Annotated in this window: 22 protein-coding genes; 9 read left to right on the top strand and 13 right to left on the bottom strand. The window is 70.9% G+C overall.

Features of this window, described 5'->3' with window-relative positions; translation table 11 throughout:
* The first annotated feature begins 301 nt into the window (after window positions 1-301).
* Window positions 302-1,732: a cytochrome bc1 complex cytochrome b subunit gene (qcrB, locus tag ACSYGN_RS37705; protein WP_460405760.1), complete on the top strand. Its 1,431-nt coding sequence runs from the start codon at window positions 302-304 to the stop codon at window positions 1,730-1,732.
* Here qcrB and ctaF read toward each other — a convergent pair.
* The 4 genes from ctaF to ACSYGN_RS37685 form a co-directional block, all read right to left on the bottom strand.
* Window positions 1,650-2,051 carry an aa3-type cytochrome oxidase subunit IV gene (ctaF, locus tag ACSYGN_RS37700; protein WP_460404722.1) on the bottom strand — a complete coding sequence of 134 codons (402 nt, stop codon included), beginning with the start codon at window positions 2,049-2,051 and terminating at the stop codon, window positions 1,650-1,652. The genes qcrB and ctaF overlap by 83 nt on opposite strands.
* A complete protein-coding gene (gene ctaD, locus ACSYGN_RS37695) occupies window positions 2,048-3,721 on the bottom strand; it encodes an aa3-type cytochrome oxidase subunit I (protein WP_460404720.1) in 1,674 nt (557 codons plus the stop codon). The genes ctaF and ctaD overlap by 4 nt, the downstream gene beginning before the upstream one ends.
* A 558-nt stretch (window positions 3,722-4,279) precedes the next feature.
* Entirely contained in the window at window positions 4,280-4,999 is a 720-nt protein-coding gene (locus tag ACSYGN_RS37690) for an HAD family hydrolase (RefSeq protein WP_460404718.1), read from the bottom strand.
* A 182-nt stretch (window positions 5,000-5,181) separates the two neighbouring features.
* Complete coding sequence (locus tag ACSYGN_RS37685) at window positions 5,182-5,745, bottom strand: hemerythrin domain-containing protein (protein ID WP_460404716.1); 564 nt, start codon at window positions 5,743-5,745, stop codon at window positions 5,182-5,184.
* Window positions 5,746-5,956: 211 nt separating this feature from the next.
* Here ACSYGN_RS37685 and ACSYGN_RS37680 point away from each other — a divergent pair, with 211 nt between their 5' ends.
* Both ACSYGN_RS37680 and ACSYGN_RS37675 read left to right on the top strand, forming a co-directional pair.
* Entirely contained in the window at window positions 5,957-6,433 is a 477-nt protein-coding gene (locus tag ACSYGN_RS37680) for an SRPBCC family protein (protein WP_460404714.1), read from the top strand.
* Between the two features lie 201 nt (window positions 6,434-6,634).
* The gene (locus ACSYGN_RS37675; protein ID WP_460404712.1) at window positions 6,635-6,961 is read left to right on the top strand and encodes a plasmid stabilization protein; all 327 of its coding nucleotides are present in this window, start codon (window positions 6,635-6,637) and stop codon (window positions 6,959-6,961) included.
* A gap of 317 nt (window positions 6,962-7,278) precedes the next feature.
* On the opposite strand, the gene ACSYGN_RS37670 is transcribed toward ACSYGN_RS37675, so the two are convergent.
* Window positions 7,279-8,016, bottom strand: a complete 738-nt coding sequence (locus ACSYGN_RS37670; RefSeq protein ID WP_460404710.1) for an ANTAR domain-containing protein — start codon at window positions 8,014-8,016, stop codon at window positions 7,279-7,281.
* Window positions 8,017-8,148: 132 nt separating this feature from the next.
* Here ACSYGN_RS37670 and ACSYGN_RS37665 point away from each other — a divergent pair, with 132 nt between their 5' ends.
* Window positions 8,149-8,505, top strand: coding sequence for a helix-turn-helix transcriptional regulator (locus tag ACSYGN_RS37665; protein WP_460404708.1), 357 nt, complete (start codon window positions 8,149-8,151; stop codon window positions 8,503-8,505).
* Between the two features lie 412 nt (window positions 8,506-8,917).
* Here the strand turns inward: ACSYGN_RS37665 and ACSYGN_RS37660 are convergent, their stop codons facing one another.
* Together ACSYGN_RS37660 and ACSYGN_RS37655 are read right to left on the bottom strand one after the other, a co-directional pair.
* Window positions 8,918-10,777 carry a transketolase gene (locus ACSYGN_RS37660; RefSeq protein WP_460405758.1) on the bottom strand — a complete coding sequence of 620 codons (1,860 nt, stop codon included), beginning with the start codon at window positions 10,775-10,777 and terminating at the stop codon, window positions 8,918-8,920.
* A gap of 202 nt (window positions 10,778-10,979) precedes the next feature.
* The gene (locus tag ACSYGN_RS37655; protein WP_460404706.1) at window positions 10,980-11,903 is read right to left on the bottom strand and encodes an SDR family oxidoreductase; all 924 of its coding nucleotides are present in this window, start codon (window positions 11,901-11,903) and stop codon (window positions 10,980-10,982) included.
* An 84-nt stretch (window positions 11,904-11,987) separates the two neighbouring features.
* Here ACSYGN_RS37655 and ACSYGN_RS37650 point away from each other — a divergent pair, with 84 nt between their 5' ends.
* On the top strand, window positions 11,988-12,560 hold the full coding sequence (locus tag ACSYGN_RS37650) for a TetR/AcrR family transcriptional regulator (protein WP_460404704.1): 573 nt from the start codon (window positions 11,988-11,990) through the stop codon (window positions 12,558-12,560).
* Window positions 12,561-12,893: 333 nt separating this feature from the next.
* On the opposite strand, the gene ACSYGN_RS37645 is transcribed toward ACSYGN_RS37650, so the two are convergent.
* Window positions 12,894-13,571 (bottom strand): FadR/GntR family transcriptional regulator, encoded by a 678-nt coding sequence (locus ACSYGN_RS37645; RefSeq protein ID WP_460404702.1) that lies wholly within the window; start codon window positions 13,569-13,571, stop codon window positions 12,894-12,896.
* A gap of 118 nt (window positions 13,572-13,689) precedes the next feature.
* Here ACSYGN_RS37645 and ACSYGN_RS37640 point away from each other — a divergent pair, with 118 nt between their 5' ends.
* Window positions 13,690-14,994, top strand: a complete 1,305-nt coding sequence (locus ACSYGN_RS37640) for a CynX/NimT family MFS transporter (protein ID WP_460404700.1) — start codon at window positions 13,690-13,692, stop codon at window positions 14,992-14,994.
* Between the two features lie 115 nt (window positions 14,995-15,109).
* On the opposite strand, the gene ACSYGN_RS37635 is transcribed toward ACSYGN_RS37640, so the two are convergent.
* Together ACSYGN_RS37635 and ACSYGN_RS37630 are read right to left on the bottom strand one after the other, a co-directional pair.
* The gene (locus ACSYGN_RS37635; RefSeq protein ID WP_460404698.1) at window positions 15,110-15,352 is read right to left on the bottom strand and encodes a response regulator transcription factor; all 243 of its coding nucleotides are present in this window, start codon (window positions 15,350-15,352) and stop codon (window positions 15,110-15,112) included.
* 291 nt (window positions 15,353-15,643) lie between these two features.
* Window positions 15,644-15,817: a hypothetical protein gene (locus ACSYGN_RS37630; protein WP_460404696.1), complete on the bottom strand. Its 174-nt coding sequence runs from the start codon at window positions 15,815-15,817 to the stop codon at window positions 15,644-15,646.
* Window positions 15,818-16,063: 246 nt separating this feature from the next.
* On the opposite strand from ACSYGN_RS37630, the gene ACSYGN_RS37625 reads away from it, so the two are divergent.
* Both ACSYGN_RS37625 and ACSYGN_RS37620 read left to right on the top strand, forming a co-directional pair.
* Window positions 16,064-16,996: a helix-turn-helix transcriptional regulator gene (locus tag ACSYGN_RS37625; protein WP_460404694.1), complete on the top strand. Its 933-nt coding sequence runs from the start codon at window positions 16,064-16,066 to the stop codon at window positions 16,994-16,996.
* Window positions 16,997-17,403: 407 nt separating this feature from the next.
* Entirely contained in the window at window positions 17,404-17,952 is a 549-nt protein-coding gene (locus ACSYGN_RS37620) for a hypothetical protein (protein WP_460404692.1), read from the top strand.
* Window positions 17,953-17,985: 33 nt separating this feature from the next.
* Here ACSYGN_RS37620 and ACSYGN_RS37615 read toward each other — a convergent pair whose 3' ends face one another.
* The 3 genes from ACSYGN_RS37615 to ACSYGN_RS37605 form a co-directional block, all read right to left on the bottom strand.
* Window positions 17,986-18,468 (bottom strand): Ig-like domain-containing protein, encoded by a 483-nt coding sequence (locus tag ACSYGN_RS37615; RefSeq protein WP_460404690.1) that lies wholly within the window; start codon window positions 18,466-18,468, stop codon window positions 17,986-17,988.
* A gap of 154 nt (window positions 18,469-18,622) precedes the next feature.
* Window positions 18,623-19,678, bottom strand: a complete 1,056-nt coding sequence (locus ACSYGN_RS37610) for an IPT/TIG domain-containing protein (protein WP_460404688.1) — start codon at window positions 19,676-19,678, stop codon at window positions 18,623-18,625.
* A gap of 150 nt (window positions 19,679-19,828) precedes the next feature.
* On the bottom strand, window positions 19,829-20,569 hold the full coding sequence (locus tag ACSYGN_RS37605) for an IPT/TIG domain-containing protein (protein ID WP_460404686.1): 741 nt from the start codon (window positions 20,567-20,569) through the stop codon (window positions 19,829-19,831).
* A gap of 747 nt (window positions 20,570-21,316) precedes the next feature.
* On the opposite strand from ACSYGN_RS37605, the gene ACSYGN_RS37600 reads away from it, so the two are divergent.
* Window positions 21,317-25,474 (top strand): amino acid adenylation domain-containing protein, encoded by a 4,158-nt coding sequence (locus ACSYGN_RS37600; protein ID WP_460404684.1) that lies wholly within the window; start codon window positions 21,317-21,319, stop codon window positions 25,472-25,474.
* The last annotated feature ends 26 nt before the right edge of the window (window positions 25,475-25,500 follow it).

The following is a 25,500-nucleotide window of genomic DNA, read 5'->3' as shown; positions in this document are numbered from 1 at the left end:
ATCCGGGGCGCCGCCGTCAGCCGATCGGGTGTCCCGCCCCCGGCGCACGAGTGTTTCGCGCGGGCCCGGTACGCGCCGCCCGTGACCCCGGGCAACGGATGCCGGGAGCGTATCGGTCCGATGCCCCAGGGAGGCCTGCCGTGAACCGTGTGCCGTACGAGGAAGCCGCCCGCGGTGCCGGGGAGCCGGCGTGACGGCGCCCCGCGAGCCGTCCCGCGAGCCGTCCCGCGGAACGAGGGGAGAGCGGTTGGCGGACGCCGTCGACGCACGGCTGCCGCTGAACGACGGGGCCGGTGTGCTGATGCGCAAGGCCTTCCCCGACCACTGGTCGTTCCTGCTCGGCGAGATCGCCCTCTACAGCCTGGTCGTCCTGCTGCTGACAGGCGTCTGGCTGACGTTCTTCTTCAAGCCCGACATGCGGGAGGTCGTCTACGCCGGGCCCTATGTGCCGCTGCGCGGGGTGCTGGTGTCGGACGCGTTCGACTCCACGCTGCACATCAGCTTCGATGTGCGCGGCGGGCTGCTGATGCGGCAGATCCACCACTGGGCCGCGCTGGTCTTCGTCAGCGCGATCGGAGTGCATCTGCTGCGGGTCTTCTTCACCGGCGCCTTCCGCAGGCCGCGCGAGGTGAACTGGGTCATCGGCGTCACCCTCTTCGTGCTCGCCCTAGTCGAGGGCTTCGCGGGCTACTCGCTCCCCGACGATCTGCTCTCCGGCACCGGGCTGCGCATCGCGCAGGGCGTCATGCTCTCCATCCCGGTGGTGGGGACGTACCTCGCGCTGTTCGCCTTCGGCTCCGAGTTCCCCGGCCACGACATCGTGCCCCGCCTGTACAGCCTGCACATCCTGCTGATCCCGGCCGCGCTGATCGCCCTGCTCACCGTCCATCTGATCCTGGTGTTCTACCTCAAGCACACCCAGTGGCGCGGACCGGGCCGCACCAACGCCAACGCCGTCGGGAAACCCTTGTACCCGCAGTTCACCGCGCAGTCCCTGGGGCTCTTCTTCACCGTGTTCGGGGTGACCGCCGTCCTCGGGGGCGTCGCGCAGATCAATCCCGTATGGGTGTACGGCCCCTACCGGCCCGACCAGGCGTCCACCGGGTCCCAGCCGGACTGGTACGTCGGCTTCCTGGAGGGCTCCCTGCGGCTGATGCCGCCCTGGGAGACGAATATCGCGGGCCACACCATCATGTGGAACGTGCTGCTGCCCGCCGTCGTCCTGCCCGGCCTCCTGTTCACCCTCCTGTACGCCTACCCCTTCGTCGAGCAGCGGCTGACGGGGGAGTGGCGGCAGGAACAGCATCTGTGCAACCGGCCCCGCGAACGGCCCGTGCGCACCGGCCTGGGCGTCGCGGGCATCACCTTCTACGCCGTGCTGCTGCTGGCGGGCGGCAACGACGTGATCGCGGCCACCTTCCGTATCTCGCTGAACACGCTGACCTGGGTTCTGCGGATCTCCCTGGTCGCGGCACCGGCCGTCGCCTTCCTGCTGACCCGTGCCCTGTGCCGCGCCCTGCTGGCCGCGGAACGCGAGCGGCTGGAGGAGGGCGACGAGACCGGCGAGGTACGGCAGACCCTGGCCGGAGGCTACGAGAGCGGCCACCGCCCGGTCACCGCGTTCCGGCCGGGTGCCCCGCGCCGCCCGATCAGCCCGCCTGATCGGCCCCCCGGCTCGCGTACTGCAGGGAAAGCCCCAGAACACCCCGGGCCAGCACGACGAGACCGATGAGGAACAGCCACAGCCCGAACACCACGCCGGTCGCCGCGACGGCGAAACCGAACGCCGTGACGACGGGCCAGGGGCTGTCCGCGGGGAAGAACTCCAGCGGCCCGGCGGCGTCGGCCACCTCAGCGTCGGCACGGTCCTGCGGGCGCCGCCCGCGGCGGACGTACTGGACCGCGCAGAAGAACGACACCAGCGCGGCCATGCCGAACGCCACGAGGAGCGCCGTCGTGCCGGTCGGGTCGTGCGACCACAGTCCGTAGAGCAGGGCTGCCCCGCCGAAGAAGAGCGCCACGCCCCCGAACAGCATCGCCTCGGCCTTCATCGCAGTCCCTCCTCGACCGCCTGCCGTACGACGTCCGGATGGTGCAGATCGAACGCCGGGGACTCCGACCGCACCCGCGGCAGCGCCACGAAGTTGTGCCGGGGCGGCGGGCAGGAGGTGGCCCACTCCAGGCCTCGCCCGTAGCCCCATGGATCGTCGACCTCGACGAGCCGCCCCGAGCGGGCCGTGCGCCACACGTTGTAGAGGAACGGCAGCGTCGAGACACCGAGCACCAACGCACCGATCGACGACAGGGTGTTGAGCAGGGTGAAGCCGTCCTCGGGCAGATAGTTCGCGTACCGCCGGGGCATCCCCGCCTCGCCCAGCCAGTGCTGCACGAAGAACGTCAGCTGGAAGCCCGGGAACAGCAGCCAGAACTGCACCTTGCCCAGCCGCTCGTCGAGCATCTTCCCGGTGAACTTGGGCCACCAGAAGTAGAACCCGGCGAACATCGCGAAGACCACGGTGCCGAACAGCACATAGTGCAGATGGGCCACGATGAAGTACGAGTCGGTGAGATGGAAGTCGAGCGGCGGCGACGCGATGAGCACCCCGCTCAGCCCGCCGAGCAGGAACGACACCAGGAAACCGACCGACCACAGCATGGGCGTCTCGAAGGACAGCGAACCCCGGTACATCGTCCCGATCCACGCGAAGAACTTGATCCCCGTCGGTACCGCGATCAGGAACGACATCACGGAGAAGAACGGCAGCAGCACCGCGCCCGTCGCAAACATGTGATGCGCCCACACCACCGCTGACAGCATGGTGATCCCGATGGTCGCCCCGATCATCGGCAGATACCCGAAGAGCGGCTTGCGCGAGAACACCGGGATGATCTCGGAAACGATGCCGAAGAACGGCAGCGCCACGATGTAGACCTCGGGATGCCCGAAGAACCAGAAAAGATGCTGCCACAGCAGGGCTCCGCCGTTCGCGGCGTCGAAGATGTGCGCACCGAACTTCCGGTCCGCCTCCAGCGCCAGCAGCGCGGCTGCCAGCACCGGGAACGCCGGGAGTACCAGGATCGATGTGAACAGCACGTTCCAGGTGAAGATCGGCATCCTGAACATCGTCATACCCGGTGCGCGCAGGCACATGATCGTGGCGATGAAGTTGACGGCGCTCAGCGTCGTCGACACACCGGTCACCACCAGCCCCATCGCCCACAGATCTCCCCCGGCGCCGGGGGAGAAGTACGCGCTGTTCAGCGGGGCGTAGGCGAACCATCCGAACGCGGCGGCGCCGCCCGGCACCAGGAACCCCGAGACGACCATCAGACCGCCGAACAGATACATCCAGTACGACAGCGCGTTCAGCCGCGGGAACGCCATATCGGGCGCGCCGATCTGAAGCGGCATCACGGCATTCGCGAACCCGGCGAACATCGGGGTCGCGAACAGCAGCATCATGATCGTGCCGTGCACGGTGAAGAGCTGATTGTAGGTCTGCTCGCTCATGAACTGGAGCCCGGGCCGGGCCAGCTCGGCACGCATCCCGAGGGCGAGCAGACCGCCGACGAGGAAGAAGGAGAACGAGGTCACCATGTACAGCCGACCGATCACCTTGTGGTCGGTGGTCGACATCCACCCCAGCAGCGTGCGCGCGGACGGGAACGGCGCGACGGGAGGTCTGCGCCCTTCGCCGAGGCGTTGCGGCACTTCCGTCATGGTCCTCCTCAGTCCTGCCGGACACGGAAAGCGCCACACGCGTACCCCATGCGCCGACCCCGGAGACCGGCGACTCCGGCGACCGAACGACGCCCACCCGGGTGGCGGAAAGCGGCATTTCACTACACATCGGTCTGCAGGGTGACGACGCTACCGCCGCCCGCACCGAATCCCGCGCCCGCCACGCCTCACTCCGGGCCCGGCCCGGTCGTGCGGCGAGCCGGAGATCGTCGCCGTAGGGGGACGGTCCGCAGGGCGTACGGGATGCCCGGCGCCGAAGTCGATGCCGGTGCGGGTGTCGGTTCGCGCAAGGCCGTCAGTCCGCCGCCGAGACAAGGCCGCGTGGTTCGGGCAGCGGCGGGGGACGGAACCAAGTGCCGTCCGGGGAGTGGGCGGTGGTATGCCAGTAGGTCCACGCCGTGCCGGTCACGGTGCAGCCGATCTCCGTCGGCGCCCCGTCGATCTCGCTTATGACGTGGTGCGTGCCTTCCTCGTTCCTGGTGCCGCACGGGTACCCGTCGGCAGCGGACGTAACGCCGGCCGCACGCACCACCCCGGTCACTCGGGCGGGGCCGCAGGCAGCGCGGTGAGCAGATCGGCCGGGTCGTCGAAGACGGCGTCGGCACCGGCCGCCTCCAGAGCCCGTTGCGGTACTCCCCCGCACAACACCGCCAGGCACCGCACCCCGGCCCGGCTGCCCGCCTCCATGTCCCACACCGTGTCGCCGATGAACACCGCGCGCTCGGCATGCGCCCCGGCCAGTTCCAGGGCCCGCTCGACAGGCTCCGGGGAGGGCTTGCCCGCATCGACGTCGTCCGCACTGGCCGCCGCTGTGACAGCGTCGTCCGCGTCGATCGCCCGCCGCAACGCGGCCAGTTCCTCACCGCCTGCCGAGGTGGCCAGGACGACCGTCCAGCCGTCGGCGGCCAGCCGCCGCAGCAGACGGGCCGCGCCCGGCAGCGCGGCCAGCCGCTCGAAGTACTGGGCGTACAGCGCCTTGTGGGCCGCACCGAGATCCTCCACCTCCGCCGGTGGGGTCGCCTCGCCCAGCAGCCGGGTCACCAGGTCGCCGGAGGCAAGGCCGACCGCCCGGTGGATCGCGTGCGTGGGTACCAGGTGGCCGGCCTGCCGCAGCGCCTCCCACCAGGTCACCACATGCAGATGATTGGTGTCGACGAGGGTTCCGTCCACGTCGAACACGGCGGCCCGGCCACCTGGACCGTCCGGCACGGCGAAGGGATCCGCGGCGGGTGCCGGAGCGTTCGCGGTTCGGGTCATCACGTCTCCCGGGTGTCCATTTGCGGGTCAGCAGGGTGCGCGGTCGCACCGCCACGAGTGACACGCCGCAGGGCGAGGCGTTCCCCCCGACGACAGCGCGACGCCGTCGGGGTGATGCCCGTCTCCTCCGTCCGTGTGACGGCACCTGGCGGTCCGGCGCTTCGCACGTGGGCCGACGCCCGTCAGGCGTGCTTGCCACGCCCGGTGAGCGCGTCGCGCACGCGGTCTATCAGACCGACGCCAGGGGCGAGCAGCTTGTCGGCCGGTGGCTCGTCCGGTGCCGAGGGGTGCGGCCGGGTCGGCGCCGTCTTCTTGGCCCTGCGCACCTTGTCCCCGAGCTCGTCCAGGGCCTCGGCGGGGCAGCTGGCGCGCAGCTTCGGGAAGAGGTTCTGCTCCTCGTCGGCGAGGTGCATACGGATCCCGCTCATCAGCGTGTCCATCAGCCGGTCGAAGTCGGGGTCGTCCGCCTGGCACTTCTCCAGGTCCTTCATGAGTTGCTCGGCCCTGGCGTGGTCGTCGATCTCCTTGTCGGCAATCGCGTCGCCGCCGACCACGTGCTCGCGCACGGCCGGGTAGAGATACGACTCCTCCGCCACCGAGTGCCGTACCAGCTCGATGGTGGCCTGGTCGGCGTACAGCTTGCGGTTCTTGTCACCGGGCGGCAGCCCCTCGATCTTGCCGAAGAGCTCCTCGACCTCGCGGTGGTCGGTGACCAGTTCGTCGATCACGTTTCCGCCGTGTCCCATGTCCTTCACCTCCGGTGTCGCAAGCGGTCCGGTCGGATCCGCCCCGCCCGAGTGCCCGGTCGCGTCGGACTCACACGCCCTGGAGTACCGGGGTGCATCTCGGGGCGATCGGGGTGTCTGTCCTTCCTCAGGCCGGGTACCCGGTGTGCCGCACACCGTGCCGCGGGCCCCTGGCCCGGCGCGACCGACCGTCGCAGACGAGGAGGAACCGATGAGTACGGTCAAGGAGACGGTGGACGTCGACGTTCCCGTCCGCTCCGCATACAACCAGTGGACCCAGTTCGAGGAGTTCCCCCTCTTCATGGAGGGCGTCGAGGAGGTGACGCAGCTCGACGACCGGCACAACCACTGGACCATGAAGATCGGCGGTGTACGCCGGGAGTTCGACACCGAGATCGTCGACCAGCTGCCCGACGACCGGATCACCTGGCGCTCGACAGGCGGGGACACCAAGCAGCGCGGATCCGTCCGCTTCCAGCCCTTGGACGAGGCGCGGACCCGTGTGGAACTCACCATGGAGGTCGAGCCCACCGGCATGGCCGAGAAGGGCGCAGACATGCTCGGCATGATCGACCGCACGGTCAGGGGCGATCTGCACCGCTTCAAGGACTACATCGAGCACCGCGGCAGCGAGACCGGTGCATGGCGCGGCCGGGTCCGGCCGAGCGACCCCGGTTCGGGTTACTGATCCAGCCGCCCGGCGCCGACCGGCCGCGGGTCCCGAACCCGCCCCACGGCCCGCCCGAATGTCCCCCGACGCGCGTTTCGTTCGGAGCGCGCGCGGGGACCCGGTCCCGCACGTTCCCGGACCCGCCGCCGCTTCGGCCCCACGTGCGGTCGCGGACGGCACCGGGTCCCGCGTCGTCATCTGTGAAGGAGAGTTGCCGCCATGCCGGCTGGATCGAATGCCAAACGTGAGCGTCAGTACGAGCACATCAAGGAGAGCGCCGAGGACCGCGGCGAGTCGGCCGAGCGGGCCAAGGAGATCGCCGCGCGCACGGTCAACAAGGAGCGGGCGAGGTCCGGCGAGTCGAAGTCCGCAAGCAGGACGTCGACGCAGGACCCGAAGTCGGCGTACGAGCGGGGCGGGCAACGTTCGCACAGCGGCGCCCAAGGCCCCACCAAGGACCAGTTGTACGAGGAAGCCAAGAAGCGCAATATCCACGGCCGCTCCTCGATGACGAAGTCCGAGCTGGAGGACGCACTCGGCCGCTGACCTCCGCCCGGGAACGACTGGGTCCCGTCTGCCGGGAGGCTGACGGGGCCCGGCCGTATCTCCTGGCCGCTTCCATCCGGCCTCAGCCCTCGGCCACGACCCGGACCGTGGACAGCCGCTTGTCTGCTGCGTCGGGCAGATTCATGTCGGCCGGCTGTCCGTGTCGCCGAGACGGGCCGGGCCAAGGAGGGCCATCGAAGGGACATGAATCTGCGGACCTGCGTTTTGCCGCCGTCGTGGACGAGAATGTCCCGTCCGCCGTGCGGACCGGTTCTGAGGGAGACATTGTCAGGAGTGAGAATGAGCGGCCCGCGAGCTCACAGACGTCCGGGACTCGCGCCGCTCCGGCGCCTGCGCCGGTTCCCGGCGGCGGTGATCGTGACGACAGCCGTGGTCAGATGCCGCTGCACCGGGTCGGGCAACGGCGTTCCGTCGATCGCGCCGACCACGTTCGTGGCCAGCCGGTGCAGCTTGGTGTTGGTGTTCTGGGAGGCCATGACCAGGACGTCCCACGCCTCGTCGGTGCTCAGCCTGAACGACGCCATGAGGATGCCGCGGGCCAGGTCGATCTCCGGACGGGTCTGCATGGCCCGGCGGAGCTGGACCAGCTCGGCCCGCAGACCGGATCCGTCCTCCGTCGGCTCGGAAACCGGCTCCGGCTCGGCCGATGGTCCGGACGTCCCGGCGGGCGTGAACAGGGCTTGCGTGTCGGTGAGGGCCATCAGCCGCTCCGCCGCGGTGCCGGCGCTGATCACGGTGAGCGTCTTGCCCGCGGCGAGCGCCTGGCGGCGCATCGTCAGCAGCACATTGAGCGCGGAACAGTCCCAGCAGTCGAGGGCGCCGAGGTCGAGATCCACCGCTCCGGCGGACCCGGCGAGGGCGGTGCGGAGGGTTCGCTCGAGCATGTCGCAGTCGTCGAGGCAGAGTTCCCCGCGTACAGCGACGAGGACACGGTCTCCGTCGGAGCGTGCCGTGACCGAGGGCGGGGCAACCGCTCCGGCGCGGAAGGCGCCGTCCCCGTCGATCGACCGAGACCTCTCGGTGTGCCTGGGCATAACTGCCTCTCGATGGGTACTCGCATAAACCGTGTTTCCACCGTCACGCCGAATCGAGTATGACGTCAAGCTTTACATGAATTTATTTTCATTCTTCTGAAGCCGTGAATGTCCGATCGTACGATTTCGCTCATGGTCGGAGTGGATGGAGTGCCCACATCGCACATCGGATGGACGTTCCTCACGAGCCACGCTCGTGTGCTGGCCGCCATCGCTGACAACCGCAACGCCCGGATCCGCGACATCGCGGCGCGCTGCCGGCTCACCGAACGCGCCGTGCAGAAGATCATCTCGGATCTGGAGCAGGACGGCTATCTGTCCCACACCCGCCACGGCCGCACCAACATCTACCGCATCGAGCCGGGCAAGATCCTCCGTCATCCCGCCGAGGCCGGTCTGACGGTGGCGTCCCTGCTGTCGATACTGCTGAGGGACGAGGTCGAACGCCAGGGCCCGGTGCGGCTCGAACATGGTCGCTCCGAGGGCTGAGCCGCCCGACGGCCCCCGTTTCTCCCTCCGCTCCCGGAGCACCCGTACGGCCCGTCGCGTGATCGCGGGACCGGTGTGAGGAGGTGGGGCCCGTCGGCGTGGCCCACGGCTTCGCCGGACTGGTAGGCCACAGTATGAGCGCAACCGTCTCGGGCAAAGCCACGCCTGCACCCCACTGGGCGCCGCCCGGAGTCCACGGCACCGGCGGCGGGCCTCGCCGCCCTCGCGGTGACCCGCCCCGCGCTGGGCGATCGCCCCGGACCGGACCCGGCCCCTGCGACGGCTCCACTCCGGGCACATCGGTGACTATGTGGCGTGGCTGCTGCTCGGGGCGACGGTGCTGGGGGCGCTGGCCGTGCCGGCGGTGGTGGGCGGCTGATCCACCTGCTCTAGGCGCATCGTCCTGTGTCGGTCACGGTACGACGGCGGTCTCCACCAGCAGCCGGGCGGAGGCGGCGATCGACTCGGCGTCGAGCCCGGCGGCGTGCAGCTGCTCCTGTGGCGACGCCGAGCCCGGCATGGTCCGCACGGCCAGCCGCACCAGGCGGGGTACGGGCCTGCCGTCGGAGAACGCGTCGAGGACGGCGTCGCCGAGGCCGCCCTGCGGACGGTGGTCCTCGACGGTCATCAGACAGCCGGTCTCCTCGGCGGCCCGGCGCAGCACGGTCCGGTCGACGGGCTTGACCGAGTACAGGTCGACGACCCGGACGGCGATGCCCTCACCGGCCAGCGCGTCGGCCGCCCGCAGCGCCTCGTGCACGGTGACACCGGCCGCCACGATCGTCAGCCGGTCGTGGTCGGAGGAACGCAGCACCTTGCTGCCGCCGACCGGGAACTCCTCGTCGGGGCCGTAGACGACCGGCGTGGCGCCGCGCGAGGTGCGCAGATAGCGGATGCCGTCGAGCCCGGCCATATCGGCGACCAGCCGGGCGGTCTGATGGGCGTCGCACGGGTAGAGCACGGTCGAGCCGTGCAGGGCACGGAACATCGCCAGGTCCTCCAGGCCCATCTGCGAGGGCCCGTCCTGCCCGATCGCGACCCCGGCGTGCGAGCCGACCAGATTGATCCCGGCCCCGCTGATCGAGGCCATCCGCACAAAATCGTGGGCGCGGGTCAGGAACGCGGCGAACGTCGCGGCGTACGGCACCCAGCCGCGTGCCGCGAACCCCACCGCACCGGCCACGAGCTGCTGCTCGGCGATGTAGCACTCGAAGTACCGGTCGGGGTGCTCCTTGGCGAACAGCTCCGCGCGGGTGGAGTCGCCGACCTCGCCGTCGAGCACGACGACATCGCGGCGCGCACTGCCGAGCGCGGTGAGGGCCTTGCCGAAGGCGTCGCGGGTCGGCACCTCCTCGCCGAGTTCCCACCGGGGCAGATCGAGCCGTCCGGTCGGCCCGTCACCGACCACAGGGGCGGCGGGCGGTGTCCGCACGGCGACGCGCAGGTCCCGTACGCCTCCCAGCTCCTCGATCGCCTCCCCGGGCTCGGGCAGCGGCTTGCCGTGCAGCCCTTCGCGGTCCTGTACGGCCGCCACGCCCTTGCCCTTGAACGTGCGGGCGAGGACGGCGACGGGCTGCCCCTTGGTGGACTCCGCCTCGCCGTAGGCGCGGTCCACGGCGTCCACGTCGTGGCCGTCGACCTCCACGGTGTGCCAGCCGAATGCCTGGAAGCGGCGGGCGTAGGCGTCGAGATCATGGCCGTGCCGGGTGGGTCCGCGCTGGCCGAGCCGGTTGACGTCGACGATCGCGACGAGGTTGTCCAGATGCTCGTACCCGGCGTGCTCGGCGGCCTCCCACACGGAGCCCTCGGCCAGTTCGCTGTCCCCGCACAGTACCCACACGCGGTACCGGGCGTGCTCCAGCCGCTTGCCGGCGAGCGCGATCCCGACACCGACCGGCAGCCCCTGCCCGAGCGATCCGGTGGCGGTCTCGACCCATGGAAGCCGGCGTGGCGTGGGATGCCCCTCCAGCCGGCTGCCCGCCTTGCGGAAGGTGAGCAGTTCGGCGTCGTCGATCGCGCCCGCCGCCTTGTACGCGGAGTAGAGGAGCGGCGAGGCGTGCCCCTTGGAGAGCACGAACCGGTCATTGCCCGGGTGCTCCGGGTGACCGAAGTCGTAGCGCAGATGGCGGGCCAGCAGTACCGCCATCAGATCCGCGGCGGACATCGAGGACGTCGGATGCCCGGATCCCGCTGCGGCCGAGGCGCGCACACTGTCCACCCGCAACTGCTGTCCGAGTTCGATGAGTTCGGCGGTGTCCATGGGGCTGGTGATCTCCTTAGCGTCGTTGGCCGGGGGCTCCTCGACCGAGGTCGTCGGACCAGCCGTGAGCTTCCGCCGGACACGCGCAGCGGGAGACCCCGGGTGCTACCGCGTCCCCCGACCCGGGACCGCCAAACCCGCGCGTCCGGACACACCACACGATCCCCCGAACCGTGCGGCCCCGCCTGTTCTGGGGTTTCTGTCAGCGGCCGTTCTACGCGGCGGAGTCGGCGGAGTGGAAGTAGTGGCCCTTGTCGAGGTCCTCGACGAGGCCGGGGTGGGTGGGGTGCCAGCCGAGCAGCTCGCGGGTCGCGTGGCTGGAGGCCGGGGAGTCGAGGGCGACCATGGGGGCCAGCCAGCCGAAGTGCCCGCCCGCTGCGTCGGGGGCCACGGAGGCCACGGGGATGCCAAGCCGGCGCCCGATGACCTCGGCGACGTCACGGAGCGCGACGCCCTCCTCGGCGACGCCGTGCAGCACCGAACCGGCCGGGGCCTTCTCGACCGCCAGGCAGAACAGATGCGCCGCGTCGAGCCGGTGGACGGCGGGCCAGCGGACGGCGCCGTCACCGACGTACCCGGACACCCCCTTCGCGCGGGCGACGGCGACCAGCGACGCCATGAAGCCGTTGTCCCCCTCGCCGTGGCACGTCGGGGACAGCCGCACCACCGCCGAGCGCACACCCCGCGAGGCGAGGGCCAGCACCGCCTGGGAGGTGGCCATGCGGTGCGACATCGGCGAACCGTCGCTTCCGGGCGTGTCCTGCTCGGTCGCGACGCGGCCGGGCGCGAGGCCGAACACACCGGAGGCGAGAACGAACGGGCGGTCGCTGCCGGCGAGCGCGTCGCCGAACGTGTCCACGGCGCGCCGGTCGGCCTCGGCCGCGCCCTGGAAGTCGCCGGAGAAGGCGATGTCGTGCTTGAAGGCGAGATGGATCACCCCGTCCGACGCTGCGGCGGTGCTCCCCAGCACATCGAGGTCGTCGAGCGTGCCGCGGACCACGTCCGCCCCGGCCGCGGTCAGCGCGGCGGCGGAGGCGTCGGAACGGGCCAGCCCCACGACCTGGTGACCCGAGCCGATCAGCTCGGGGACTACGGCGGAGCCGATCCAGCCGGACGCACCTGTCACAAAGAAACGCATGGGAGAACCCCAGACTGTTGATGTCAGTTGCTGTCATCGACCGTACACCTGATGTCAGGCACTGTCATCACGTAGGATGCGCGCATGGGCAGATGGCAGCCGGACGCGCGCGGGCGCCTGGCGAAGGCAGCGCTGGAGCTCTACAGCGAGCGCGGTTATGAGCAGACGACGGTCGCGGAGATCGCAGAGCGGGCGGGACTCACCGAGCGGACCTACTTCCGTCACTACGCCGACAAGCGCGAGGTGCTGTTCGCCGGTTCGGGACCGCTCCAGGAGCTGTACGTCGACGCCGTTGCCGGGGCCCCCGAGTCCGCGGCGCCGGTCGACGCGGTGGCGGCAGGGCTGGAGGCGGCCTGCGAGATGTTCGCCGGCGGCCGTGACCGCGCCCGGCAGCGCCAGGCCGTCGTCAGCGCGAACCGGGAGCTCCAGGAGCGTGAGCTGATCAAGCTCGCGTCGATGGCCGCCGGGCTGGCCGAGGCGTTGCGCGGCCGCGGTGTCCCGGAGCCGGCCGCGAGTCTGACGGCCGAGATGGGCATCGCCGTCTTCAAGGTCGGCTTCGAACTCTGGATAGCACCGTCCGAGGAACGCGAGATGCCGCAGATCATGCGGGAGACGCTGGAGGAGTTCACGGCTGTGGCGTCGAGCGCCCGGGGCTGAGCGCCTGAGCGCTCCGCGGGAAGTGCCGCGATGTGCCGTTTGTCGTCCGCGGCGCCATCGTGGCTGGTCGCTTCCCCAAGCTCTCGACTTCGTTCGAGCAGGGAGGTACCCCCATCGCGGCGGAGCCGCATGACGGGACAGCCCCGCGCCCGTTCAGGACGTTGCCGAACCGCAGCGGACTTCGCCCGGGCTGCTCAGCGGCGGGAACAGGAACTCTGGGGCTGACGACCGTGGCGGATGTCTCCGTGCCCTCCGGCCGGGCTGAGGCGTCGCCGCCGAGCGCCCGGGCCGAGCGGTCGGCGATCGCGGCGGTCTCCTCCCGGCTGCCGCAGGTCAGTCGGCGGCCGGTGCCGGAGCGCAGTCCGTGTAGGTGGCGGACTCGCGGGCGGCGCGGTCGGCGTCGCGGTCGCGGATGGCGGTGACCAGGCGGGCGTGGTCCTGGAACTGCTCGGGGCGCAGCGCCTCGCCGAAGTGGTCCAGCAGCGAGATCCGGATCACCTCGCCGAGATCCGCGTGCAGTTCGGCCAGCACCGTGTTGTGTGAGGCGGCGACAACAGCCAGGTGGAAGGCCGCGTCCGCGTTCACGAACCCGACCGTGTCCCGTTCCGACCAGGCCTTGTCCCGCTGGGCCAGCAGGGCGTCCAGCCGCTCCAGGTCCTCCGGGGTGCGGCGTACGGCGGCCAGCCGGGCCGCGCGCATCTCCAGGGCGCCGCGCACCTCGGTGACGTCGCCGGTCTCGGCCCGCTCGAAACGGGTCCGCATCATCCCGGCCAGCTCGCTGGTCGCCCGGACGTAGGACCCCGAACCGTGCCGGATGTCCAACAGACCCGTGTGGGCCAGGGCGCGGACGGCCTCCCGCACCGTGTTGCGCGCCACCCCGAGCTGCTCGACCAGCTCCGTCTCGGTGGGGATACGGGAACCCACCGGCCAGGTCCCGGAGGTGATCTGCCGCCGCAGACGGGCGATCACCTGGTCGGACAGTGCTTCACGACGAACGGGCTCCATGCTCATCCTCTCACCCTATGTCGAGGTGGTCCCATGACATCGTATCCGCGGGCAGCAAAGTCATCCTATAACTGGATGTCCTATCGCTGGACAAAAAGTCATGGGATGAGTCTATGATAGGTCCATGCTGAAGGATGAGCTCGAGAGCCCCGCCTCCCGCCCCGGCCGGTCGACTGCCCATCGGGCCGCGTCTGTCCGGACGGCGACCCCCGTCCGGACGGCGACCCCGGGTCCGAACAAGCAGGTACGCAGGCTGGCGGTGGTGGCGCTGGTCGTCGCGGCCCTGAATCTGCGCCCCGGCGTCACCAGCCTCGGCCCCGTCCTCGAAGAGGTCCGCCACAGCCTCGCCATGAGCGGCACCGTCGCCGGACTGCTCACCGCCATCCCCGCGGTGTGCTTCGCCCTCGTCGGCTCCGCCGCTCCCGCCCTCGCCCGGCGCTACGGCGCGAGCGGTGCCATCGCGGCCGGAGCCGGGCTGGTCACGATCGGTCTCGCCGCCCGCCCGTTCGCCGGCAGTGCCGCCCTGTTCGTCGCCCTGACCGCCCTGTCGCTCGCCGGTATCGCCATCTCGAACGTGCTCCTCCCGGCCGTCGTCAAGCACCGCTTCCCCGACCGGGTGGGCGCGATGACGGGCCTGTACTCCATGGCGCTGAACGCCGGCGCCTCCACCGCCGCCGCCGTCACCGTCCCCCTGACCGAGGCCTTCGGAGGCGACTGGCGCTGGGGCCTGGGGGTCTGGGCCCTCCTCGCTGCGACGGCCGTGGCACCCTGGGTCGCCCTGGCCCGCCGGAAGGAACCGGAGGCGCAGGCCGCGGCCCCGCGGGCGGACCGGGCCGGTGACGAACCGCAGGCCCCCGCCCGCCGGATCTCCCGCGACCCCACCGCCTGGGCGCTCACCGCCTACTTCGGCCTCCAGGCGAGCTCCGCCTACGTCATCATCGGCTGGCTGCCGCAGATGTTCCGCGACGCCGGGCTGTCCGCCGAGAGCGCCGGGCTGCTGTTCTCCGGCACCTCGCTGCTCGGCGTACCGCTGTCCTTCGCGCTGTCCGCGGCGGCCGGACGGCTGCGCAGCCAGAGCGGGATCGCCGTCACCATCGGACTGTGCGGCCTCGCCGGGTTCGCGGGGCTGTGGGCCTTCCCCGGCAGCGCGCCCTGGCTGTGGGCGATCCTTCTCGGCATCGCCAACTGCTCGTTCCCGCTGGCCCTGACGATGATCAGCATGCGCGGGCGGGACAGCGCCACCGTCGTCCGCCTCTCCGGGTTCGTGCAGAGCGTCGGCTATCTGATCTCGATCCCGGGCCCGCTCGTCGTCGGCGCGCTCTACGGCCACACCGGCGGCTGGCGTGCGCCCCTGGCGTTCGTCCTGGTGATGACCCTCGTCCAGATCACGGCCGGACTGCTCGCGGGCCGCGACCGCCAGATCGGCTGAGCGGCGCCCCGCCGGTGCCGCGACGGCGCGCGAAGTGCAACACGACGGCGGCGGAGGGCGCCGGTGGACCTTGTCGGCCCACCGGCGCCCTCCGCCGTCGTACAGCGGAAAGGACTCAGGCCTGCGCCATGCCCAGGTCATGGCGCCAGGTGACCTGAAGGGCCAGCACCATGAGGTGCGCGCGGTTGCTGACGCCCGCCTTCCCCCGGATCCTGCGCAGATAGGTGTCCACCGTGTGCGGACTCAGATTCATGCGCCGTGCGATGGAGGTGTACGTGTGCCCCTCGGCGAGATGCCCGAGAACCTCGAGTTCACGGTCGCTGAGGAGGTGCAGGACGTCGGTGGCGAAGGGGCTCACGATATGCCTTTCGTGGGGGCGGGGCCGGGCGGCCGGACCCTCGGGACAGCCCGTCGGTCAGGGCCGCTGCCCGCGCTTCAGCGGGCCACAGGGGGGACTGCCGGTGACACGGACTACGGTCTTCCGGTGGACTGGGGAGACGGCACACAGGGGGCGGGACGAGTGGTGACCGCCTGCCGGTCCGGGGGCGAAGCACCGAGCGGCATCAGGCCGGCCGGCGGTCGCGCCGCCCCCGCCGGTTCGCTCCGGGGTGCCGCGCGCCCGGCAGGCCGTGCCGCGTTCGGACCGGCCTCAGCTGCCCGCGCAGCCCCATCCGCTGTCCTCGCCCTCCGCGACCGTGCAGGTGAACACGGACTGCCGGGCCGGTCCGGACGGCCGTGCGGACCCGGACCGGGCCGCTCCCCTGAACGCGACGCGGACGGTGTGCTCGACGGTGGACCCTGCGGCGGCACGGAAGGACTTCATGAAGAGCACTCCTGGTTCTGATTCCTAGAGCGGAACCGTTGTTCCGATGTGTTCCGACTGGTTCGGTCTCCGGTGCTTCAAGACTCCCGTGCCGGTGCTTGTCATGGCCAGCTACCAGGGGGCTCACCAAGCTGCCCCGCAGCAAGACGAACAGGGGACGTAATGTTCATATCGGAACATAGTCAGGCAATTGACCCGCCTGTACGGCCCAGTGACAAGGAAGTCACCCTGTACGGATGGGTGGCGGTGAACGGAAGGATGGATCCCGACGACGCGGCCCGGGACCTCGGCCTCGGCCGCGAGGACGTGGCCGCCGCCGTCGCCAATCTGACCGAACTCGGCCTGCTCAAGCCCGACGCGTCGGACCCCGGGCGATTACGCCCGGTCGACCCGGACCTCGTGGCCGCCGTGGTGACCACCGGCATGGAGGCCGGGATCCGTACCCAGCAGGCCGAACTCCACCGCATCCGCGACCGGTTCGCCGATCTGCGCGGCCACTACCTGGACAGCCTCAGCCGGGTCTCCGTCGACCTGGAGGTGATCTCCGGGGTCGACGAGGTGCGCGTCGCCCTCAACCGGGCGGCGCTGGAGTGCACGGAGGAGATGCTCGCCAGCCAGCCCGGCGGCAGCCGGATGCCTGAGGTCCTGCGCGAGGCCCTGGCCCGCGACACCGCGATGCTCTCGCGAGGGGTGCGTATCCGCACCCTCTACCACCACACGGCACGCTTCAACGGCCCCAGCCAGGCCTACGTCGCCACGGTGTCCGCCCTCGGCGCCGAGTACCGTACCGCCCACGAACTCTTCGGCCGGCTGATCGTCTTCGACCGCAAGGAGGCCTTCGTCCCCGAACGCGGCGGTACCTGGGGCGCGGTGGTGATCCGGGAACCCTCGGTCGTGCATTATCTGTGCGAGGTGTTCGAACAGGCGTGGACGCAGGCCGCCCCGTTCTCCGACGCCGCGGCCGACGGCCTGGAACTCGTCGCCAAGGACCTGCACCGGACCATCCTGCGGCTGCTGGCCGCCGGGCTGAAGGACGAGGCCATCGCCCGCCGTATCGGCATGTCCCTGCGCACCGCACGCAAGCACATCGCCGACATCATGGAGACCCTCGGTGCCGAGAGCCGCTTCCAGGCCGGAGCGCTCGCCGCGCGGCAGGGACTCCTCGACTCGGCGCCCTAAGGGCCTGTCGTCAAATTCCCGCCTGCCCGGCGACGCCTGGCACGCACTCCCCAAGCTCTGCGAGCAGGGGGTGCCCCCGGCGGCGTTGCCGAATCGCCCACGTGGCTCTGCCACGAGGGCGCTCCGGCGCCTTGCGATCGCACGCTCCCCCGAGCTCTCGGCTTCGCTCGAGCAGGGGGACCCCCGTGACGCCGCCGGGCCCGCCCTTCGGGCGGACGACGGGAATTTGACGACAGGCCCTATGACGTGCGGCGGCGGGCCGTCGTCGGGGACGGTGTCCGTCCCGTGCCGTGGACCGGGTCCGGAGCCCGGGCGCCGGTCCGGTACCGGGAACACGTGACTCCCGCAACCCGCCCCTTGTACGGGAGAGTTCCCGCACACCGAGGGCGCGAGGGCGGGAGCTGGACGTGGACCACCGATCGGCGACGACTGAGGAGGGAACGGGGCTCGGCCGCTTCGCGAGGGACCTGGCGGTGTGTCTCGCCGTCCACCGCGACAAGGGCCCCGCCGTGGTGTGGCCGGAGGGTGCCGACGCGGTGCTGCCCCGGCTGCTCGGAGTACCGCGCCACCGGCGGCCCGGCGTACCGCGCCACGGGCTGCCCGCGGACCCCGTCCCGGCCAGCCGGGCCGCAGGGACGGCTGCACTGGCTTCCCGGCTGGGGCGCCTGCTGGGCTGCCGGGTGGACGGCTCGTATCTGGACCTGCCTGCCGGTGCACGGCACTTCGGCGACTCCACGGGCGGCGACCTGGTGTACCTGCCGGTGCGCGGCGGCTGCCGCGCCCGGCTCGAACCGGCGTCGCCGGGCCCCTCCAGCGCTCTGCTCGAACGGCCCCTGGAGCTACGGCTGCTGGCGGGCGAGGCGCTCTATGTCCCGCGGGGACTCGGCTGTGTGCTGCACGAGGTGCGTGCCCCGTCCAGGCTGCTCGTCCTCGCACTGCGTCCGTGGGCCTGGTGATGCGGCGCCGGCCGGGTCGCCGCCTGGAGCGGGTCAGTTCACTTCGACGTGCTGGTGGATGTCGCCGACCTTGAAGCCGAACAGCCCGCTGCACACGAGGAGGCAGAACCCGCCGCCGCTGGGCGGTGGGGGAGTCACCGCCGAGACCACGACGTCCGTCGTGTTGCTCGACCCCGAGCAGTTGTCGTTCCCGTTGTACGCGGCCGTGATCGTGTGCGTGCCGGTGGTGCTGAAGGTGGTGGTGTACTGCGCCTGTCCGCCGGCGCTGACGGGGACGGTGGCCAGCGTGTCGGCACCGTCCCAGAAGGTCATGCCGAGCCCTGGGCTGGGGTCGCCGGGGCAGCTCACCGTCGCGTTCAGGGTCACGCTCTGGCCCACGGTGGCCGCCGGAGGCGATGCGGTGACCGTCGTGGTCGAGGAGTCGGCCGCCGCGGCCGGAGAAGCGAGGCCCACCACGGCGGCCAGGGCCAGAACGGTGCCGGTCGGCCAGATCCTTCGGTTGTGTCTGCGTCCCACGAAGTCGGCTCCTTGATCGATCGGGGCGAACTTTGCCCATATTTATACCGGATCGTCACTTTACGCTGCAATCCTGGTCATTCCGCGGAGGCGTGGGTCCGGTGAACCCGCATGGGCCATCCGCAGGCGCATGCATGATCCGCATGGCAGCCCTCTAGATGGCCGGAGGCGCGACACGTGTGTAGGTGAGGGAGTTGCTGGTGCCGCCGATCGTGGTCACGGTGACCGAGACGGGGCCGGACGTTCCCGCCGGGGCGATCGCGGCGACCGTGGTGTTGGACAGCACGGTGAACGATGCGGGCGTGGCGCCGAAGCGGACGGCCGTGGTGGAGGCCAGTCCGGTGCCGGTGAGGGTGAGGGAGGCCCCGCCGGTGGTGGGTCCCTGGCTGGGGACGAGGGAGCTGAGGACCGGTGCTGCCACATAGGTGTAGACGGCGGAGTTGCTGACACCGCCCGGCCCGGTGACGGTCACCGGGACCGCGCCCGTTCCGGCGGGGGCGACGGCGGTGATCTGGGTGGGGGAGTTGACGGTGTATCCGGTGGCGGCGGTACTGCCGAAGGTGACCGCCGTGGCCCCGGTGAAGTCCGCCCCGGTGAGGACGACGGATGTGCCGCCGGTGGACGGTCCCTGGGTCGGCGAGACGGAGCTGACGGTCGGCGCGTTGACGTAGAAGAAGTAGATCGGGCCGGTGGTACCGCCGGGGGTGGTGACCGTGACCTGGACGGCGCCGAGTCCGCCGGGGGTGACGGCGGTGATCTGGGTGGCGGAGTTGACGGTGTACGCGGTGGCTGGAGTGCCGCCGAACATGACCGCCGTGGCCGCGGTGAGACTGGTCCCGGCGAGGACGACGGACGTGCCGCCCGCGGACGGTCCCTGGTTCGGTGTGACGCTGGTCAGGGTGGGCTGGGGGAGATAGGTGTACGAGACCGAATTGCTGGTCCCGGACGGATTCTTGACAGTCACCGCGACTGTGCCGCTGCCGGAGGGGGCCACCGCGGTGATCTTCGTCGAGGAGTCGACCGAGTAGCTGAGGGCCGCTTTGGTGCCGAACATGACGGCGGTGATGCCGACGAAGTCGCTGCCGTTGAGGACGACGTTGTTGCTGCCCGCCGCAGGGCCCGAACCGGGCACGACCGAGGTGAGGGTGGGAACGGCGGTGACGACGGTGGGATGCGGTGCGGCTTCGGGCCTGGGGGCGCTGTCTTTCACGGTGTCTCCGTAGCGTCTGCGGCGGGCGAGGGCCCCGGCCCGGGCAGTGAGGGTGCCCGGGCCGGGGCGCGGAGGCGGGCGGACCCGGGCGGGCCGTCACGTCCGCTGGTGACGCACGGCCCGCCGGAGGGTCCGGCCGCTGAGGGGAGATCAGATGCCGGGACCGGCGGTGTAGGTGAACCCGCCCGTGACGGTGACGCTGCCCGCGCCGTTCGTCAGAACCACGTCGACGGCGCCCGCGGTACCGGGAGGCGTGACGGCCGACACCGAGGTCGCGGAGAGCACGGTGAACGGTGCCGGGTTGCCGTCGAAGGTGACCTGGCTGGTGGTGGTCAGGTTGGTGCCGGTCAGAGTCACCTGGGTGCCGCCGGAGGTCGATCCCGACGCCGGGTCGACCGTCGTCACCGTCGGGGCGGCGATGTACGTGTACGACAGCCCGTTGTTGGTGCCGCCGGCCGTGGTGACCGTGACGCCGACCGATCCCGCCGTGCCCGCCGGTACGGTGGCCGTGATCTGGCCGTCGGACACGATGGTCGGCGTCGCGGAGTTGGCGCCGAAGGCGACGCTGGTGGCACTGGCGAGCCCGGTGCCGGTGATGGTGACGGTCCCGCCGCCCGCGGTCGACCCGAAGGTCGGGCTGAGGGTCTGCTTGAACGGCGCCCCGACGTAGTAGAACGCGAGCGGGTTGCTCGTCCCGCCCGGCGTGGTCACGGTGACGTCGACCGCACCGCTGCCGGCGGGGGAGGTCACGGTGACCGAGGTGGCGGTGTTGGCGGTGATGGTGGCCAAGTGTGTGCCGAAGTGCACGGCGGTGGCGCCCGAGAGGTTGGTGCCGGTGATCGTGACGGTGGTGCCGCCGCCGCTGGATCCTTGGCTAGGGCTGATAGGCATGAATTCTCCTCCTTGCCCGGAATGCGGTACATTGCCGAGCAGTGATGGGGCATTCGGTCCGCTTGCGTCCCGGATGAGGGTGAGCGAGCCCCGTGTCCACTGGCCAAGTGGCGACTCGGCGGCCTCGCGCCGGTGCCCGGCCGACGGTCTGCAGCCGTCGGTGCGGGGCGCGGGGCCGGTCGGGAATCACAGCCTCCCAGGAGTGAATTGCTGCCTGAGGAAGGCTTGCTCATATCGTTCGCGGACTCGGTTGCCGGTGATTCGGTCACCAGCATCAAGCCCAGCGGAGTGACACGCCGACAAGGCATTCGGCGGGTAATTCAGTCGTTCAGGGGAGCGCCACGGCGTGCGGAACGGTGCGCTTCGGCAGCGTATTGACGACGAGCTGTTCATATGCCAATTGGTTGTGCCGTGGTGAGTTGCCGGCCGCGGGCGTGTCCCGCGACGGCGGCCGGCCGCCGCTCGCCGAGGACGGCTCTGTCACGTGATTCCGGGACCTTGAAGGCGTGACCGGCCGTCCGTGACCGGTGCCGCGTGACCGCCCCGTCGTGACCGGAGATCGGTGACTTGGTGTCCGGCGCGGATTGACGGAGGATTTCATCAGCGTCACCGCCGCCCCTTTCGGCAGGCCGACGCTGCCGCAGGGTGTGACACATTCCCGGATCCGCGGGACGTCCACCTGCTCTAAACGGCGTGCGCCCTCTTTCGAGGACGCCGTTCTCCTGTGCTGCCGGAAAAGAGAGGTCCATGAAAGCGCACGGAAATCCCTCTGCCCGAAACGGTGACAGCTGCCTGACCGGTCTGCTCGCCGTGCAGGCGGCCGCCACCCCGCACCGTACCGCCGTGGTACACGACGAGCAGAGCCTGACGTTCAGTCAACTTCTTGCCCAGAGCCAGAGATTGGCGACCCACTTACGTGACATCGGTGTCACCCGGGACAGCCGCGTCGGCGTGTTCATGGAACCCTCGCTGGAACTGATGACGAACATCTGGGGCATCCTCTGGGCCGGAGGATCGTATGTCCCGCTCTCCCCGGAATACCCCGAGGAGCGGATCGCGTACATGATGGCTGACGCCGGAGTGGAGGTCGTCCTCACCCAGGAGTCCCTGCGTTCCCGGCTCCGGGAGCTGTCACCGGCCGGAATCCAGGCCGTCACCATCGACGACGTTCTCAAGACGACGGAGAATTCCGCCGCTTCCGCCGATGCAGGGCCCCTGCCCGAGGCACCGGATTCCGCCGGATCGCCCCGCCCCGAGGATCTGGCGTACGTCATCTACACCTCCGGCAGCACCGGAAAGCCCAAGGGCGTGATGATCGAGCACCGCAGCATCGTGAGCCAGTTACGGTGGCTGGCCCGGGAGTGCGGGATCGACGCCGGGAGGACGATCCTCCAGAAGACGCCCATGAGTTTCGACGCCGCGCAGTGGGAGATCCTCGCGCCCGCCTGCGGCAGCACCGTGGTGATGGGCGCGCCCGGCATCTACCGTGACCCCGAGGCCCTCGTCGCCACGATCCAGCGGCACGGCGTCACCACCCTCCAGTGCGTCCCCACCCTGCTCCAGGCGCTCCTCGACACGGAGACCCTCGGCGAATGCGGCACGCTGCGGCAGATGTTCAGCGGTGGTGAGGCCCTCTCCCGCAGCCTCGCCCAGCAGTGCCTCGACACCCTGCCGGACTGCTCGCTGGTGAACCTCTACGGCCCCACCGAGTGCACCATCAACGCCTCCTCCTACGTCGTCGACCGCGCGGCCGTCCTGGACGGGCCCCGGATCATGCCGATCGGCACACCCGTCGACGACACCGCCTTCCACGTCCTGGACTCGGCCGGCCGCGAGGCCGCCGTCGGCGAGGTCGGCGAGCTGCACATCGGCGGCATCCAGGTGGCCCGCGGCTACCTCGGCCGCCCCGACCTGACCGCCGAGAAGTTCGTGACGGACCCCTTCTCCGCCGCCCCCGGCGCCCGGCTGTACCGCACCGGCGACCTCGCCCACCGCAACCCCGACGGCACCGTGCAGTTCGTCGGACGGGCCGACAACCAGGTCAAACTGCGCGGCTACCGCGTCGAGCTGGACGAGATCCGCCAGACGATCGAGACGCACGACTGGGTCCGCGGCGCGGCCGTCCTGCTCAGGGACGACGAGACCACCGGCTTCCAGAACCTGGTCGCCTTCGTCGAGCTGAACCCCAAGGAAGCCGCCCTGATGGACCAGGGCAACCACGGCGCCCACCACCGGTCCAAGCGCAGCAGGCTCCAGGTCAGGGCCCAGCTGTCGCACCCGGGCTGCCGCGACGAAGCCGACCTGGCCCGGCGCCCGGTCACCGCCCTGCCCGGAGCCGAGGCGACTCCCGAGCAGCGGGCCCGCGCCTTCGCCCGCAAGACGTACCGCTTCTACGAGGGCGGCCGGGTGAGCAGGCAGGACATCCTGCGGCTGCTGGCCCCGCGCCCCCGCCCGGACACCGCCCCGCGCACCCCCGCCGACCTGAGCCCGGACGAACTCGGCGCGATCCTGCGCGACTTCGGACCGCACCTCAGCGACCAGCGGCTGCTGGCCAAGTACGCCTACGCCTCACCCGGCTCCCTCTACGCCACCCAGCTCTACCTCGAACTCGACGGTGTGGCCGGTATCGCCCCGGGCCTGTACTACTACCACCCGCTGCACCACCACCTGGTGCTGATCGACCCGCCCGCACGGCGGACCGGCGGCCCCCGGGCGCGTATCCACTTCGTCGGCAAGCACGGCGCGATCGAGCCGGTCTACCGCAACAACATCCGCGAGGTCCTGGAGATCGAGGCCGGGCACATGGCCGGCCTGTTCGACGAGATCCTCCCGCGCTACGGCCTCGGTATCGCCGCCGCCGCGTACCGGCCCGCGGTCCTCGACCGCCTCGACGTCGCCGCGGAGGACCACTACCTGGGCTCCTTCGACCTCGTCCCGCACGACACGCACCGCCCCGAGGACGACTACGACATCTACGTCCAGGCCCACGGCGCCCGCGTCGAAGGCCTCGACGCCGGACAGTACCGCTACGCCGACGGCGCCCTGACCCGGATCTCCGACGACGTGATCCTCAAGAAGCACGTCATCGCCATCAACCAGCGGGTCTACGAGAAGGCCAGCCTCGGCATCGGCCTGGTCGCCACCGGAGACCACCCCTGGCGGCACTACCTCGACCTGGGCCGGGGGCTCCAGCGCCTACAGATGAACGACCTGAACCTCGGCTTCATGTCGTCCGGCTACAGCTCCAAGTCGGGCAACGACCTGCCCGCCGCCAAGCGGCTGGACCGGATCCTCACCGGCAGCGGGCGGCCCACCGGACCCTCGTACTTCTTCATCGGCGGACGGGTCAGCGACGCCCAGCTGCGGGGGGAGGACATGAAGGAGGACGTGGTCCATATGCAGGGCCCGGCCGAGCTGATCAAGGAGGACCTGGCCGGGCTCCTGCCCCGCTACATGGTGCCCAACCGGATCGTCGTCCTGGACCGGCTGCCGCTGACCGCCAACGGGAAGATCGACGGCAAGGCCCTGGAGAGCTCGCAGCAGGCCGAACTCACTCTGGCGGCACGGATGTTCGTCGCACCCCGCACCCGCACCGAGCGGCGTGTCCGCGACATCTGGCAGACCGTCCTCAAGCAGGATCAGATCTCCGTCACGGACGACTTCTTCGAGCGCGGCGGCAACTCCCTGCTCGCCGTGGCCCTCGTCAACCGGATGAACAGGGCATTCGACCGGACGATGCCGCTCCAGGTGCTGTTCGACGCCCCCAGCGCCGAGGCGCTCGCCGCCCGGCTCGACGCCGAGTCGTCCGAGCCCCTCACCCGGCTCGTCCCGCTCCAGCCCCAGGGCACCGGCACCCCGGTCCTGTGCTGGCCCGGCCTCGGCGGCTACCCCATGAATCTGCGCCCGCTGGCCACCGCGCTCGGCAGGGACCGGCCCGTGCACGGCATCCAGGCCCACGGCATCAACCCCGGCGAGGAGCCCTACGGCACCGTCCGCGAGATGGCCGCCGCCGATGTCGAGGCCATCCGCGCCGTCCGGCCCGAAGGACCGTACATCCTGTGCGGGTACTCCTTCGGCGCCCGCGTCGCCTTCGAGGCGGCACGGCAACTGGAGCTGGCCGGGCACGAGGTGGAGCACCTCTTCCTCGTCGCCCCGGGCATGCCCAGGCTGCGCGAGGAGGACACCGCGGGCTCCACCGGGCGGGCCGACTTCACCGACCGCGCCTTCCTCGCCCTGCTGCACTCCGTGTTCGCCGGCACCCTCGGCGGGCCCCAACTCGACGACTGCCTGCGCACCGTCACCGACGAGGACACCTTCACGGACTTCGTCACCACCCGCGTCCCCGGCCTCGGCGCCGACCTGGTCCGCTCCGTCACCCGCATCGTCAAGCGGACGTACTCCTCGACGTACGAGTTCCCCGAACTGGCCGGAGAACGGCTGAACGCCCCCGTCACCCTCGTCAAGGCCGACGACGACAACTACTCCTTCGTCGAGCACCGCAGCGGCTGGTCCGCCCGTCCGCCGGTCGTCCACCGGCTGCCGGCCGGCCACTACGAGCTGCTGCGCGAGCCGCATGTCACCGGACTCGCCGCCCTGATCGACGACCGGCTCAGCACCACTGTCCCCGCCCCGCACACGGACCAGGCCGCCCTGCCCTGCGTCGTCTCCCAGGAGGTCGGAGTGCCCCACGTCAACATCAAGCACTTCCCTGTCGCCATCACCCCCGCGCAGGAGGAGGAACTGCTCGCCGCCGTCACCGAGGCGGTCCGCAACGCCTTCGGCTGCAAGGAGGACGTCGTCTCCATCGCCATCGAACCGGTCGAGCAGGACGCCTGGCACGAGCGGGTCTACGAGCCCGAGATCGTCCGCCGCCAGGACCTGCTCCGCAAGACGCCCAACTACTGAGCCGCGCACCCCGGTTCCCGGAAGGA

It is taken from the genome of Streptomyces sp. YIM S03343, from assembly GCF_054729195.1.
Note: the sequence above shows the minus strand (reverse complement) of the source record. Positions and strands in the feature narration are given on the sequence as shown.

Excerpts from the sequence above, each read along its gene's own strand:
- ctaD (WP_460404720.1), bottom strand. The coding sequence starts at position 3,721 with ATGACGGAAGTGCCGCAACGCCTCGGCGAAGGGCGCAGACCTCCCGTC.
- ctaF (WP_460404722.1), bottom strand. The coding sequence starts at position 2,051 with ATGAAGGCCGAGGCGATGCTGTTCGGGGGCGTGGCGCTCTTCTTCGGC.
- ACSYGN_RS37680 (WP_460404714.1), top strand. The coding sequence starts at position 5,957 with ATGAGTACGGTCAAGGAGACGGTGGACGTCGACGTTCCCGTCCGCTCC.
- ACSYGN_RS37640 (WP_460404700.1), top strand. The coding sequence starts at position 13,690 with ATGCTGAAGGATGAGCTCGAGAGCCCCGCCTCCCGCCCCGGCCGGTCG.
- ACSYGN_RS37600 (WP_460404684.1), top strand. The coding sequence starts at position 21,317 with ATGAAAGCGCACGGAAATCCCTCTGCCCGAAACGGTGACAGCTGCCTG.
- ACSYGN_RS37665 (WP_460404708.1), top strand. The coding sequence starts at position 8,149 with ATGGTCGGAGTGGATGGAGTGCCCACATCGCACATCGGATGGACGTTC.
- ACSYGN_RS37685 (WP_460404716.1), bottom strand. The coding sequence starts at position 5,745 with ATGGGACACGGCGGAAACGTGATCGACGAACTGGTCACCGACCACCGC.
- ACSYGN_RS37655 (WP_460404706.1), bottom strand. The coding sequence starts at position 11,903 with ATGCGTTTCTTTGTGACAGGTGCGTCCGGCTGGATCGGCTCCGCCGTA.
- ACSYGN_RS37675 (WP_460404712.1), top strand. The coding sequence starts at position 6,635 with ATGCCGGCTGGATCGAATGCCAAACGTGAGCGTCAGTACGAGCACATC.
- ACSYGN_RS37630 (WP_460404696.1), bottom strand. The coding sequence starts at position 15,817 with ATGAAGTCCTTCCGTGCCGCCGCAGGGTCCACCGTCGAGCACACCGTC.
- ACSYGN_RS37670 (WP_460404710.1), bottom strand. The coding sequence starts at position 8,016 with ATGCCCAGGCACACCGAGAGGTCTCGGTCGATCGACGGGGACGGCGCC.
- ACSYGN_RS37650 (WP_460404704.1), top strand. The coding sequence starts at position 11,988 with ATGGGCAGATGGCAGCCGGACGCGCGCGGGCGCCTGGCGAAGGCAGCG.
- ACSYGN_RS37605 (WP_460404686.1), bottom strand. The coding sequence starts at position 20,569 with ATGCCTATCAGCCCTAGCCAAGGATCCAGCGGCGGCGGCACCACCGTC.
- ACSYGN_RS37645 (WP_460404702.1), bottom strand. The coding sequence starts at position 13,571 with ATGAGCATGGAGCCCGTTCGTCGTGAAGCACTGTCCGACCAGGTGATC.
- ACSYGN_RS37690 (WP_460404718.1), bottom strand. The coding sequence starts at position 4,999 with ATGACCCGAACCGCGAACGCTCCGGCACCCGCCGCGGATCCCTTCGCC.
- qcrB (WP_460405760.1), top strand. The coding sequence starts at position 302 with ATGCGCAAGGCCTTCCCCGACCACTGGTCGTTCCTGCTCGGCGAGATC.